The organism is Neobacillus sp. DZ-9, assembly GCF_059587065.1.
Window position 1 is genome coordinate 428,297 of the sequence record NZ_JCAIOL010000002.1, and the last position, 12,989, is coordinate 441,285.

Sequence of the window (12,989 nt, forward strand, 5' to 3'; positions counted from 1 at the left end):
TTTCGCAGCAAATCTTTCCACTGTTTTAAAAGCTTTTTCCTTAGCTTCTTTAACATAGTGGATCATCTCCTTAATACTTATTTTAAACATTCCTTGTCCAAAGTAAAGCAAGCAATGGCAGATAATTGAAATTTTTTTAAATGATAGTTTTTTTACTATTATTATATGATGAAAATGCTGATTCTTTCATGGTTAAACATGGAATTACTAAAGGTGAAACAAATTGACATTTACTTTGAGAAGGTTTAGTGTTTTAAAGGAATAAATGAAAGAGATAAAGGAAAAGGAATTAAGGGGAATGGGAAAATTATATACTGCTTTAATTGGATTAAGCCTTATTTGGGGAACATCCTTTTTATTTATTAAAGTGCTATTAACTTCTTTGGGGCCGATTTCAATAGTACTTGGCCGCTGCCTTTTTGGAACGATAATGCTTTTTGCTATTATTATTGTGAAAAAGAAAAAAATAAACCTTAAGAAAATGCCTTGGTTTAAGCTGGTCCTTATTGCCTTGACAAATAACGTGCTTCCATGGTTGTTAATTTGTTCAAGTGAAACGAAACTCACCTCAAGTATGGCCTCAATTATTAATGCAACTACACCTATTTGGACATTGATTATTGGTTTTTTCTTGTTTTCTTCCACTTTAAGAAAAAGTCAATGGTTTGGCATTTTTGTTGGCTTTATAGGGATTTTTATTTTATCTGATGTCAAATTAGGTGATCTATATTCAGGTAATTTTAGCGGTATTTTGCTAATGACCGGTGCCACTTTTTGTTATGGGTTGGCATCACACTTAACGAAAAAACATTTAGCCCAATTAACGGTGTTGGAAACTTCATTCTTTACGCTATTAATTTCCACTATAATGAGCTTTATTATTGTTGTATTTGCGAATCCGAGATCTATTGCCTCTTTTATTACTACTGAGACATTGGGCCCTTTTATTGGCTTAGGAGCACTTGGTTCAGGGATAGCCTATCTATTGTTTTATTATCTCGTTAAAAAAGGAAGCCCTGAGTTTGCTTCACTTGTTACCTATCTGGTACCAATTTCTGCCCTATTTTGGGGAGCAATTGCTTTAAGAGAGGAAATTCATCTATCAATGATCATTGGCTTAGCAGTGATTTTTATTGGCGTTTATATTGCCTCTATCAAACCAAAAGAAAAATCAAATGTAACACATGCAGCATAAGTGTTTGATTAAAGGAGAATATGGAATATGAAAAAAATTGTCTTTTTTGATATTGATGGGACTTTGCTAGATCATGAAAAGAAGCTTCCGGTCAGTACGAAAAATGCCATTCAATTACTAAAGGAAAATGGCGTTTTTGTCGCAATTGCTACAGGAAGGGCTCCATTCATGTTCGAAGGGCTGCGTGAAGAGCTTGATATAGATTCCTTTGTAAGCTTCAATGGTCAATATGTGGTCTTTGAAAAAAAGGCGATATACGAGAATCCATTGAATGAAAGCGGAATGGAAAAACTTTATCAAAAAGCACAGATCAATAAGCACCCTTTAGTATTTATGAACGAAAAAACTATGAAGTCGAGTGTAAAACATCATCCATTTATTGAAACCAGTATGGGAAGCCTAAATTTTTTACATCCAGAAGAGGATCCGCATTTTTATGTGAATCGAAAATTGTATCAGTCGCTTCTTTTTTGTGAGAGTCATGATGAACAATTATACTTAGATGCTTTCCCGGATTTTGATTTTATAAGATGGCATCCATATTCTGTTGATGTCCTGCCAAAAGGCGGCTCAAAAGCAGAGGGTATTAAAAAAATGATTGATCAATTAGGGTTTGAACTAAAGGATGTCTATGCATTTGGCGATGGTTTAAACGATTTAGAAATGCTGAGGGAAGTAGGGACAGGTGTGGCAATGGGCAATGGTGTTCCAGAAGCAAAACAGCATGCCGATTTAATTACAACGGATGTCGCCAAAGATGGTATTTGGAATGGTTTAAAAGAATTACAGCTCATTTAAAAAAACTCGCCATGTGGCGAGTTTCTTTATCTTTCGATTGGAATTGCTCCTTGGATCTCTTTTAACGGTTCCTGCTTATCAATATGATCATAGAACATTACACCATTTAAATGATCAATTTCATGTTGAAAGCAAATAGCAGGCAGTCCTTTTAAACGAAGCTTTATCTCTTCACCATCAAGATTTATTCCTTTAAGAGTGATTCGCGCATATCTCGGAACATAACCTGGTATGGCTTCGTCCACTGAAAGACAGCCTTCACCTGAGGTTAAATAAGCCATTTCTACAGAGTGACTAATTATTTTCGGATTAAACAAGGCATAACTGTAAAGAACCCCTTTGTCGTCCGTTAAATGAACTGCAAGCATCCGTTTAGATACATTAATCTGTGGGGCAGCTAACCCAATTCCTGGCCGCAGGCCATACTGGTACGCGATTTCGGGATTTTGGCTGTTAATAACGTATTCTAATAAGCTTCGTAAAATTTGTGCATCCTCTTCTGATGGCGGCATATGTACTTCTGCAGCCACTTTTCTAAGAGTAGGATGGCCATCTCGAATTATATCCTCCATCGTTAACATGAACATTCACTCCTGAATTTAAATGTGATTATGTGTAACAATAGTCTATCAAACAATGTATAAAATGTTAACAAATGATTACCAAAATATCCATTTATATTGTCAAACCAACAAAGTACAGATATAGTTAAAAATGTTATGGTAGGAGGTTTTATAAATGTTTTTTACCAGAAAAAAAAGGTTATTTTTATTTTTTTTAGCAGCGTTCGTAATTTTAACAGGATGTAATAATAAAAAGTCTTCTCTCGAAAAAATGTATGAAACTCTAGAAAATGTGGCAGCTAAAGAAAAGGTGTTTGAAGAGCAGCAAGAACCACTAGTAACATTAGAGAAGAAAGAAAAAGGATTATATGACCAAATAATCGGCCTTGGGATGAAGGAATATGACCAGATTGTTAAGCTTTCAGATGAAGCACTGGACCTGGCAAATCAACGACAAGAGCATTTGGAAAAAGAAACAAAAAGCATAAAGGAATCTGAAAAAGAATTTAAAAAAATAGCTGAAATAAAAGGACAGCTCGATGATCCGTCACTAAAAAAATTAGCAAATGAACTATATGATATTATGATGGAAAGATATCAGGCCCATGGTGTGCTGTACAGTGCCTATACTGAGGCGCTAAAAAATGACCAACAATTATATGAAATGTTTAAAAATAAGAACTTGCAGCTGGAGGATCTAGAAGGACAGGTAGTTAAACTAAATGATTCGTATAAAAAAGTTTTTGAGGCAAATGAAAGTTTTAATAAGCTAACGGAACAATATAATGACAAGAAACTTACCTTTTATAAAAAGGCTGAATTAATAACAAAATAACCTATTAATCCTAAAAATCGGCCATGAGCCGATTTTTTTCTATATTATAACACGTTTAAAAATGGGGGAATTTTATATAACAGTGAGGGTAGGGATATTAGTACAGTGGCAATTGGAACGATCGGAATTAGTATTATCTTCATGGTAAAAAATTATTACGCAAAGGATTTGACGCGTTTATATGAATGGTGTAAACTCGTAGATGAGTTGATTTGTTGTATCATTGTAGTTACATAAAAAACTGATACAGAATAAGATGTTAGAGAATAAAAAAATGATGTCAAATACACACCAGGCTTTTATTCGTGTTTTTTGGGTAATCTAACTTAGTGGTTTTTATTTTTATTTTATCTTTTGATTAGAAAGGAAGTTGTGATCAAATGGCTTCAAAACTTAAGAATGCAGAGCTCATTGCGAAGAATGCACTAGAGGCTGTCGAAAATCAATTTGAAACACTTCAAATATTAAATGAAGAAGGCGAAGTTGTTAACGAAGCAGCAATGCCGGAACTAACGGATGACCAGCTTCAGGAACTAATGCGCCGCATGGTTTATACACGTATCCTTGATCAACGTTCAATTTCTCTAAACCGTCAAGGTAGACTAGGATTTTATGCTCCAACCGCAGGGCAGGAAGCATCACAATTAGCATCCCAATTCGCTCTTGAAAAAGAAGATTTTATATTACCTGGATACCGTGATGTACCACAATTAATTTGGCATGGACTGCCGTTATACCAAGCATTTTTATTCTCACGCGGACACTTCCAAGGTAATCAAATTCCTGAGGGTGTGAATGTCCTATCACCGCAAATTATTATTGGTGCACAGTATATTCAAGCTACAGGAGTTGCTTTAGGATTTAAAAAGAGTGGCCAGAAAGCTGTTGCTATTACCTACACTGGTGACGGCGGTGCTTCTCAAGGGGATTTCTATGAAGGAATTAACTTTGCAGGCGCGTTTAAAGCACCAGCGATTTTTATTGTGCAAAATAATCGTTTTGCTATTTCGACTCCAGTTGAAAAACAATCAGCTGCAAAAACAATTGCTCAAAAAGCGGTTGCGGCAGGTATCCCTGGCATTCAGGTTGACGGAATGGATCCATTAGCTGTCTATGCAGCAGTTCGTGATGCACGTGAACGTGCTGTCAACGGTGAAGGGCCAACGTTAATCGAGACTTTAACTTACCGATATGGTCCACATACAATGGCCGGTGATGATCCAACCCGATATCGTACGGCTGATCTTGATAATGAATGGGAAAAGAAAGATCCTTTAGTACGTTTCCGTAAGTTCCTTGAAAAGAAAGGTTTATGGAATGAAGAAAAGGAAAATCAAGTAATCGAACAAGCAAAAGAAGATATTAAAGAAGCAATCAAAAAAGCTGACGCTGCACCAAAGCAAAAGGTTACTGACCTTATGTCCATTATGTTTGAAGAAATGCCTCATAACTTGAAAGAACAATATGAAATCTATAAAGCAAAGGAGTCGAAGTAAGTCATGGCTCAAATGACAATGATTCAAGCTATAACCGATGCACTGCGTACGGAGCTTCGGAATGATCCAAATACATTGGTTTTTGGAGAAGACGTTGGTGTAAACGGCGGTGTATTCCGTGCAACTGAAGGCTTGCAAAAAGAATTTACAGAGGACCGTGTATTTGACACTCCTCTTGCTGAATCTGGAATTGGTGGTTTGGCGATCGGTTTGGCGCTGACAGGCTTCCGTCCAATCCCTGAAGTTCAATTCTTTGGATTTGTTTTTGAAGTTATGGACTCCATTGCCGGTCAAATGTCTCGTATGCGCTACCGTTCAGGCGGCCGCTATAATATGCCAATAACTGTGCGTTCTCCATTTGGCGGGGGTGTTCATACACCTGAGCTTCATTCAGACAGCTTAGAAGGTTTAATGGCCCAAACACCTGGTTTAAAAGTCGTTGTTCCATCCACACCTTATGATGCAAAAGGATTATTGTTGTCTGCCATTCGTGATAATGACCCAGTTATTTTCCTTGAGCATTTGAAATTATATCGTGCATTCCGTCAAGAAGTTCCTGAAGAAGAGTATACTATTCCTCTTGGGAAGGCTGATGTCAAGCGTGAAGGTACAGATCTATCGATTATTACTTACGGAGCAATGGTTCATGAATCATTAAAGGCAGCGGATGAATTAGCAAAAGAGGGGCATTCTGTCGAAGTTATTGACCTAAGAACAATTAGTCCTCTTGATATTGACACAATTATTGCGTCGGTTGAAAAAACAGGACGGGCAATTGTGGTTCAAGAAGCACAAAAGCAAGCGGGAGTAGCAGCAAACGTGGTTGCTGAAATTAATGATCGGGCTATTTTAAGCTTAGAAGCTCCTGTATTACGTGTTGCTGCAGCAGATACGATTTATCCTTTCTCTCAAGCAGAATCTGTTTGGCTGCCAAATTATAAAGACGTTATTGAGACAGCGAAAAAAGTTTTATCATTCTAATTCTGTTCTACAGAAATCTAACTAAAATAGGAGGATGAATCCAAGTGAGCGCAACCGCAACCACATTTCAATTTAAAATGCCTGACATTGGTGAAGGTATTCACGAAGGGGAAATTGTCAAATGGTTCATCAAACCAGGTGATAAAGTTCAGGAAGATGATGTTCTTTGTGAAATCCAAAATGACAAAGCAGTCGTTGAAATTCCTTCACCTGTTGAGGGAACTGTTTTAGAAGTATTAATTGGAGAGGGAACTGTAGCAACTGTTGGACAGGTCCTTGTAACTTTTGATGCACCAGGATATGAAAACTTACAATTTAAGGGCGATCATGGTGATGAAGCACCCGCTCCGGCGGAAACACCTGCGGCGCCTGCTCCAGAAGCAAAGACTGAAGCTGCACCTCAAGCTGCTCCTGCTGCAGTACCAGTACCAGCTCAGCCACAAGTAGAAGTAGATCCAAACCGTCGAATTATTGCGATGCCATCTGTTCGAAAATATGCACGTGATAAAGGTGTGGACATTGCATTAGTTGCAGGATCAGGAAAAAATGGGCGGATTATGAAAGCAGATATTGAAACTTTCTTATCTGGCGGCGCTCAAGCAGCAGCAGCACCACAAGCTGCCGAAGTGGCTCCTGTTCAAGCAGAAACTCAGGCAGCAGAAGCTCCAAAAGCAGCTGCTCCAATTCCACAGGGAGAATATCCTGAAACTCGTGAAAAAATGAGCGGAATCCGTAAAGCAATTGCCAAAGCAATGGTGAATTCCAAGCATACTGCTCCACACGTAACTTTAATGGATGAAGTGGATGTTACAAAGCTTGTATCACATCGTAAGAAATTCAAAGAAGTAGCTGCTGCAAAGGGCATCAAGCTTACCTTCTTGCCTTATATCGTTAAAGCATTAACAAGTGCATTACGTGAGTTCCCAGCTCTAAATACATCACTTGATGATGCAACAAGTGAAATTATTCATAAACATTACTACAATATTGGTATTGCTGCAGACACAGAAAAAGGCTTATTAGTTCCTGTTGTAAAAGATGCGGATCGGAAGTCAGTTTTCTCAATATCGAACGAAATAAATGAACTGGCAACAAAAGCACGTGATGGTAAGCTTGCACCAAATGAAATGAAGGGTGCATCATGTACAATTTCCAATATTGGTTCTGCAGGTGGACAATGGTTTACTCCGGTAATCAACCATCCTGAAGTAGCAATTTTGGGTGTTGGCAGAATTGCTGAAAAGCCAATTGTTAGGGACGGTGAAATTGTCGCTGCTCCTGTGTTGGCACTTTCATTAAGCTTTGATCACCGTATGATTGATGGTGCAACAGCACAAAATGCATTAAATCACATCAAACGATTATTGAACGATCCAGAACTATTGTTAATGGAGGCGTAAAAAATGGTAGTTGGAGATTTCCCAATTGAAACAGATACTATAGTCATCGGAGCAGGCCCAGGGGGATATGTCGCAGCCATTCGTGCTGCTCAACTGGGACAAAAAGTAACGATTGTTGAAAAAGAATATGTCGGTGGTGTATGCCTGAATGTAGGATGTATTCCTTCTAAAGCATTAATCGCTGCAGGACATCGTTATGAAACAGCCAAACATTCAGAAGGCTTTGGAATAACAGCTGAAAATGTTAAGGTTGACTTTTCAAAGGTTCAAGAATTTAAAGCAGGAATCGTGAAAAAGTTAACTGGCGGTGTAGAAGGACTATTAAAAGGTAATAAGGCTGACATTGTCCGTGGTGAAGCATATTTTGTTGATGCCAATACACTACGGGTTATTAATGAAGATTCAGCTCAAACATATACCTTTAAGAATGCGATTATTGCAACTGGATCCCGTCCTATTGAGCTGCCAGCATTTAAATATTCAAAACGTATTCTTAACTCAACGGGTGCTTTAAATTTAAATGAAATTCCAGAAAAAATCGTTGTCATTGGCGGCGGTGTTATTGGAATCGAACTTGGTGGAGCCTATGCAAACTTTGGCAGTCAAGTAACAGTATTAGAAGGTGCTGAAGAAATTCTAGGTCTCGGCACATTTGATAAGCAAATGGCAGCACTTGTTAAGCGCACCATGAAGAAAAAGGGTGCAGAATTCTATACAAAGGCGTTAGCCAAAGGTGTAGAAGAAACTGAAACTGGTGTGGTTGTCACTTTTGAAACAAAAGGTGAAGAAAAGAAAATTGAAGCTGATTATGTATTTGTCATGGTTGGGCGACGTCCTAACACAGATGAAATGGGACTTGAACAAGTTGGTGTACAATTATCTGACCGTGGCCTTATTGAAATTGACAAGCAATGCCGTACTAATATTAGTAATATCTATGCGATTGGTGATGTTGTTGCCGGACCTCAACTAGCACATAAGGCATCATATGAAGCAAAAATTGCGGCTGAAGCGATTGCCGGCCACCCTTCTGAAATTGATTATTTAGGAATTCCAGCAGTTGTTTTCTCTGAGCCAGAGTTGGCTTCTGTTGGATATACTGAATCACAGGCAAAAGAGGAAGGCATTGAAGTGATTGCTGCTAAATTCCCATTTGCAGCAAATGGCCGTGCTCTATCTCTTGACAGCGGTGATGGTTTCTTAAAATTAATTACTCGTAAAGAAGACGGCTTAGTGATTGGTGCACAAATTGCTGGTGCAAGTGCGTCAGATATGATTGCCGAGCTTGGTCTGGCAATTGAAGCAGGGATGACTGCTGAAGACCTTGCAATGACCATTCATGCGCATCCTACACTTGGTGAAATAACAATGGAAGCAGCTGAGGTTGCACTTGGAAGCCCAATCCATATTATGAAGTAAAAGACTGTATAATAAAAACCTTGTTGATGGAGTCTCGCGCCTGTAGCGGAAATTAACAAGCAAGTTTAATACAGTCAAATAAAGTCCTTTTCCTTGTCATCAAGGAAAGGACTTTATTTTTTTTTAGCGAATAAATATATAGATAAATGCATTTTGTGTGGTGATAATGTGAGGGTCTATATTGTCATGATGCTGCAATTTATCATTTGGAGTGGATACACCTTTATTGAATGGTTATCAAAACATGATCAATTAATTTATAAGGTTATAATGTTCTTTGTATTTTTTTATTTAGCATATTTAATTGGCAATCAAGTAACAAGATCAGCACGGAAAACGCTCTTCATTACAACCTTAAGCTTAGTCATTTATACTTCCATTCACTATACAATGGCTCTTTTTATCCATTAAAAAAAGCCCCCATAATGGAGCTTTCATAGTTTATTTCCTAGGATAGTAATACATGATTCTTTCATTAAAAAGATGCAGTTCACCTTGAAGCTTTTTTGCAATGAATTTACAAAATTCATTAGCCTTTCCTTTATCTCCGAAGGTGGATTGTTCAGGCAGAGTCACTTGTATGTAAGATTGTTCTCTTTCTTGCCCATTTTCCTCTCGAATGGTTTCTTTGTCGATACCCAATAAAATAGCCTTGTAACGGTCATGGTCAGAATGTAAATAAAACCAGGTGCCTTTTCCTTTTTCGGTTTCCTTAATTTCATATGGGAAAGCAGATTCGTCATACTGCCAGTTTAGTTGATCCCCTGTTTTAGCTGTAATGTCTTTATAAAAATGAAATAATTCCTTTACCTCTTCAATAGATATAGTTTGTTTCTCAGATGAAGGCACAAGTTTAATAAATGCATTTTCAGCCATCATTATTCCCCCTCACTAGTCCGTTAATATATGCCCTTCTATTCTAGCACTGAACAAAAAGTGATGACAACACTTACAAATAAAATGTCAAGAATTCTTGTCATTTTTCCAAAAATAAATTATAATAATATTCTAAATATTTTATGAAAAGGGAGGAGTCAAATGGAGTTATTTGACAAGCTCTATGATGAGCACGAAAATGCAAAAGTGAGGTTTATCGGCTTTACAACAGAACATACCCGCTACGACTTTGGCATTATTTACACAAATATGTTTTTCGGAAAACCTCTGGTCATCTGCATGCAAACTGGCCGTTCAACTCTCCTCGACCCCAAAGATATTGAAGATATTGATTACCTTCAAACCGTATTCCGTATCCCTGACAAACAACAAGCGACTGATTTGGCTGAATTTTTTAGTGAAGCATTACCGGCTATTCCGTTCATCACCCAATATGAATAAAGAAATAAAAAAGGCCTCTAGGGGTCTTTTTTATGTTTATTTTTTTAAATGTGACATACAATTTGGGCTTGAAAAATTAAATGTGATATATTATTATTGTCTTAAGGGATATTTAAACGCTTTCAAAATATCGATTCAATTAATGAAAAGGGGATTGAAAAGATGGGTACTCTTGTATGCCAAACTTGTAACTCTACTATTGATCATTTTGAAGATGAAAAAGTAACAGTGCTTTATTCTAAGTGCAATTGCTGCGAAGACCAGCACAGCCACGAAGAAGTATAAATAATGGTCATTATATAATGAAAACAGGATTCCGTAATTGGAATCCTGTCTTTTTATTTTATGGCTTTATATTCTTTTATTACGTGAATCATTTTTAGTTCATCGTCTTCCGGTCCCTGAACAGGCAGGCCTACTTCTAGGTTTTTCTGGATATAATAAAGGTTTTCTTCTGTAATTATTTCACCAGGAATAAAAATTGGGATACCAGGTGGGTAGACCATGACAAATTCCGCAATGATCCTTCCTTCTGATTCTGCAAATGGAATCACTTCCGTATCCGCATAAAAGGCATCTCTTGGTGTTAAAGCAAGCACAGGGATTTCAGGCAGCAGGACTTCTAGCGGTTCTACTTTTTCCGCACGGTGTGCGCATTCTTCAGCTAAATCTTTTAAGGCAGTAACTAGAAGATCTGCTTCGTATTCCGTGTCCCCTAAAGTAATGATGCAAAGGATATTATATAGGTCTGATAATTCAACTTCAATGTTATGTTTTTCTCTAAGCCATTTTTCAACATCAAAACCTGTTAAACCTAAATCCTTTACAGAAATAATCAACTTAGTCGGATCATAATCATAGGTGGCTTTTGAACCCAATATTTCTTCGCCGACGCAATATAAATGGTCAATTTCGTTAATGCTTTTTCGTATGGACTGGGCTAGCCTAATTGTTTTATCGATTAATTCTTTTCCTTTTGTTGCTAACTGCTTTCGTGCCACGTCAAGTGAAGCAAGCAATAGATAGGATGTTGAGGTTGTTGTCAGCATACTTAAAATGGATTGAACATGTTTAACTGAAACTAGACCTTCTTTTACATTCAAGATGGAACTTTGTGTCATTGAGCCGCCAAGTTTATGGACACTTGTGGCTGCCATATCCGCACCAGCCTGCATAGCGGAAAGCGGCAGGTCATCATGAAAATGAATATGGACACCATGTGCTTCATCAACAAGGACAGGAACATTATAAGAATGGGCAATCTCAACTATTTTCTTTAAATCAGCAGAGATGCCGAAGTAGGTCGGATTTATAACGAGAACCCCTTTAGCATCAGGGTGCTGCTCGAGAGCTCTTTCAACAGACTCAGTTGTTATTCCATGGGAGATACCTAGTTCTATGTCGATTTCTGGATGTATAAATACTGGAATAGCCCCAGAAAAAACGATTGCCGACATGACGGATTTATGGACGTTTCTAGGAACGATAATTTTTTCACCCGGACCACATACGGCCATAACCATGGTCATGATGGCTCCGCTTGTACCTTGGACTGAGAAAAAAGTATGATCTGCACCAAAGGCTTCAGCTGCTAAATTCTGAGCTTCTTTGATCATCCCCTTCGGTGAATGCAAATCATCTAACGGTCCAATATTAATTAAGTCAATAGACAGGGCGTTGTCACCGATAAAACTTCGAAATTCTGGATCAATTCCAGCCCCTTTTTTATGACCGGGTATATGGAATTGTATTGGATTTCTTTTTGCATGCTCTAATAACCCGCTAAATAACGGTGTTTGATTTTGCGACAATTTATAACCACACCTCTTTATCAAAAAAATACTCATTTTATCATTTAATTAAACATAAAACAAAAGCATTATAGCACTAATCGTTTACATTGCATAGGTTTATTTGTTTTAGTTTTCCTTTTTAACAGGAAAACTACCCTTTTATAACGAAATAAGAAAGGATGAAAATATTTAGGAGGAAATTAAATTGAAGTGGCAAACAAGGGTTACAGATATATTTAACATTCGCTATCCCATTATTCAAGGGGGACTTGCATATTTAGCGTATTCCGATTTGGCAGCAGCGGTTTCAAATGCTGGGGGACTTGGTCAAATCACCGCGATGTCTTTAGCTAATCCAGAGCATCTTAGGGAAGAAATAAGGAAGGTAAAGCAATTAACTAATCATCCGTTTGGTGTTAATTTTGCCATTGGTCAGCATGGCAGACCATTTTCTGACTTCCTGCAGGTTGCCATTGATGAAGAGGTACCGGTCGTTTCGATGACAGGCGGCAATCCAGCGCCTATTTTTGAACAATTAAAAGGAACATCAATAAAAACACTCGTACTCGTGGCAGCCAGAAGACAAGCGATTAAAGCGGAAGAACTGGGAGCCGATGCAGTCATGGTAGTGGGGCAGGAAGGCGGAGGGCATCTTGGACGTGACGACATCGGTACAATGGTGCTAATTCCACAAGTTGTTGATAGTGTTTCTATCCCTGTTATTGCTTCAGGGGGAATAGGTGATGGCAGAGGGTTAATGGCAGCCCTAAGTTTAGGGGCTGAAGGAATTGAAATGGGAACGAGGTTTATTGCCACAAAAGAATGTGTTCATGCAAATGAGGTATATAAACAAGCATTAGTAGAAGGAACAGAAACCGATACGGTGGTTATTAAACGTACCTTAGGAGCACCTGCCCGGGCCATAGCGAACAGCTGGACTGAAAAAATCCTCGAAATTGAAAAAAATAAGGGTGATTATGATAAGTTAAAAGATTTTATTAGTGGAATGGCTAATAAACGGTATATTTATGAGGGTACTGTTGATGAAGGCTTCGCATGGGCTGGACAGGTAATGGGCCTTATTAAGGATGTACCAACAGTAGCAGAACTTTTCGAGAGAATGATTAACGATGCGGAACAAATTCGCGCCAAATGGGGAAAATAAGGTATG

At 38.0% G+C, this 12,989-nt stretch carries 14 protein-coding genes; 11 read left to right on the plus strand and 3 right to left on the minus strand.

What is annotated here, in order from left to right; translation table 11 throughout:
- The first annotated feature begins 265 nt into the window (after positions 1-265).
- Together AC59HZ_RS06635 and AC59HZ_RS06640 are read left to right on the plus strand one after the other, a co-directional pair.
- The gene (locus tag AC59HZ_RS06635; RefSeq protein ID WP_496545058.1) at positions 266-1,195 is read left to right on the plus strand and encodes a DMT family transporter; all 930 of its coding nucleotides are present in this window, start codon (positions 266-268) and stop codon (positions 1,193-1,195) included.
- Positions 1,196-1,222: 27 nt separating this feature from the next.
- A complete protein-coding gene (locus tag AC59HZ_RS06640) occupies positions 1,223-1,993 on the plus strand; it encodes a Cof-type HAD-IIB family hydrolase (RefSeq protein ID WP_496545059.1) in 771 nt (256 codons plus the stop codon).
- 26 nt (positions 1,994-2,019) lie between these two features.
- Here the strand turns inward: AC59HZ_RS06640 and def are convergent, their stop codons facing one another.
- Positions 2,020-2,574, minus strand: coding sequence for a peptide deformylase (def, locus tag AC59HZ_RS06645; protein WP_496545060.1), 555 nt, complete (start codon positions 2,572-2,574; stop codon positions 2,020-2,022).
- Positions 2,575-2,731: 157 nt separating this feature from the next.
- On the opposite strand from def, the gene AC59HZ_RS06650 reads away from it, so the two are divergent.
- From AC59HZ_RS06650 to AC59HZ_RS06675, 6 genes are all read left to right on the plus strand, one after another.
- Positions 2,732-3,391 (plus strand): YkyA family protein, encoded by a 660-nt coding sequence (locus AC59HZ_RS06650; protein WP_496545061.1) that lies wholly within the window; start codon positions 2,732-2,734, stop codon positions 3,389-3,391.
- Between the two features lie 380 nt (positions 3,392-3,771).
- Positions 3,772-4,887, plus strand: coding sequence for a pyruvate dehydrogenase (acetyl-transferring) E1 component subunit alpha (gene pdhA, locus AC59HZ_RS06655; RefSeq protein WP_496545062.1), 1,116 nt, complete (start codon positions 3,772-3,774; stop codon positions 4,885-4,887).
- Positions 4,888-4,890: 3 nt separating this feature from the next.
- The gene (locus AC59HZ_RS06660) at positions 4,891-5,868 is read left to right on the plus strand and encodes an alpha-ketoacid dehydrogenase subunit beta (protein WP_496545063.1); all 978 of its coding nucleotides are present in this window, start codon (positions 4,891-4,893) and stop codon (positions 5,866-5,868) included.
- A 77-nt stretch (positions 5,869-5,945) separates the two neighbouring features.
- On the plus strand, positions 5,946-7,268 hold the full coding sequence (locus AC59HZ_RS06665) for a dihydrolipoamide acetyltransferase family protein (protein ID WP_496545353.1): 1,323 nt from the start codon (positions 5,946-5,948) through the stop codon (positions 7,266-7,268).
- A gap of 3 nt (positions 7,269-7,271) precedes the next feature.
- Entirely contained in the window at positions 7,272-8,687 is a 1,416-nt protein-coding gene (gene lpdA / locus AC59HZ_RS06670; RefSeq protein ID WP_496545064.1) for a dihydrolipoyl dehydrogenase, read from the plus strand.
- A gap of 186 nt (positions 8,688-8,873) precedes the next feature.
- Entirely contained in the window at positions 8,874-9,098 is a 225-nt protein-coding gene (locus AC59HZ_RS06675; RefSeq protein WP_496545065.1) for a hypothetical protein, read from the plus strand.
- A 30-nt stretch (positions 9,099-9,128) separates the two neighbouring features.
- On the opposite strand, the gene AC59HZ_RS06680 is transcribed toward AC59HZ_RS06675, so the two are convergent.
- Positions 9,129-9,563 (minus strand): DUF1885 family protein, encoded by a 435-nt coding sequence (locus AC59HZ_RS06680; RefSeq protein ID WP_496545354.1) that lies wholly within the window; start codon positions 9,561-9,563, stop codon positions 9,129-9,131.
- Between the two features lie 162 nt (positions 9,564-9,725).
- Between AC59HZ_RS06680 and AC59HZ_RS06685 the strand changes: the two genes are divergently transcribed.
- The gene (locus AC59HZ_RS06685) at positions 9,726-10,025 is read left to right on the plus strand and encodes a DUF3055 domain-containing protein (RefSeq protein ID WP_430069109.1); all 300 of its coding nucleotides are present in this window, start codon (positions 9,726-9,728) and stop codon (positions 10,023-10,025) included.
- Positions 10,026-10,187: 162 nt separating this feature from the next.
- Positions 10,188-10,310 (plus strand): GapA-binding peptide SR1P, encoded by a 123-nt coding sequence (locus AC59HZ_RS06690; RefSeq protein ID WP_223595202.1) that lies wholly within the window; start codon positions 10,188-10,190, stop codon positions 10,308-10,310.
- Between the two features lie 53 nt (positions 10,311-10,363).
- On the opposite strand, the gene AC59HZ_RS06695 is transcribed toward AC59HZ_RS06690, so the two are convergent.
- Positions 10,364-11,836: an aminotransferase class I/II-fold pyridoxal phosphate-dependent enzyme gene (locus AC59HZ_RS06695; protein ID WP_496545066.1), complete on the minus strand. Its 1,473-nt coding sequence runs from the start codon at positions 11,834-11,836 to the stop codon at positions 10,364-10,366.
- 187 nt (positions 11,837-12,023) lie between these two features.
- On the opposite strand from AC59HZ_RS06695, the gene AC59HZ_RS06700 reads away from it, so the two are divergent.
- Entirely contained in the window at positions 12,024-12,983 is a 960-nt protein-coding gene (locus tag AC59HZ_RS06700) for an NAD(P)H-dependent flavin oxidoreductase (protein ID WP_496545067.1), read from the plus strand.
- The last annotated feature ends 6 nt before the right edge of the window (positions 12,984-12,989 follow it).

Coding starts and splice junctions, on each gene's coding strand:
- AC59HZ_RS06675 (WP_496545065.1), top strand. CDS start 8,874: ATGATGCTGCAATTTATCATTTGGAGTGGATACACCTTTATTGAATGG.
- def (WP_496545060.1), bottom strand. CDS start 2,574: ATGTTAACGATGGAGGATATAATTCGAGATGGCCATCCTACTCTTAGA.
- AC59HZ_RS06660 (WP_496545063.1), top strand. CDS start 4,891: ATGGCTCAAATGACAATGATTCAAGCTATAACCGATGCACTGCGTACG.
- AC59HZ_RS06640 (WP_496545059.1), top strand. CDS start 1,223: ATGAAAAAAATTGTCTTTTTTGATATTGATGGGACTTTGCTAGATCAT.
- AC59HZ_RS06680 (WP_496545354.1), bottom strand. CDS start 9,563: ATGGCTGAAAATGCATTTATTAAACTTGTGCCTTCATCTGAGAAACAA.
- AC59HZ_RS06690 (WP_223595202.1), top strand. CDS start 10,188: ATGGGTACTCTTGTATGCCAAACTTGTAACTCTACTATTGATCATTTT.
- AC59HZ_RS06685 (WP_430069109.1), top strand. CDS start 9,726: ATGGAGTTATTTGACAAGCTCTATGATGAGCACGAAAATGCAAAAGTG.
- AC59HZ_RS06635 (WP_496545058.1), top strand. CDS start 266: ATGAAAGAGATAAAGGAAAAGGAATTAAGGGGAATGGGAAAATTATAT.
- AC59HZ_RS06650 (WP_496545061.1), top strand. CDS start 2,732: ATGTTTTTTACCAGAAAAAAAAGGTTATTTTTATTTTTTTTAGCAGCG.
- lpdA (WP_496545064.1), top strand. CDS start 7,272: ATGGTAGTTGGAGATTTCCCAATTGAAACAGATACTATAGTCATCGGA.
- AC59HZ_RS06665 (WP_496545353.1), top strand. CDS start 5,946: ATGCCTGACATTGGTGAAGGTATTCACGAAGGGGAAATTGTCAAATGG.
- pdhA (WP_496545062.1), top strand. CDS start 3,772: ATGGCTTCAAAACTTAAGAATGCAGAGCTCATTGCGAAGAATGCACTA.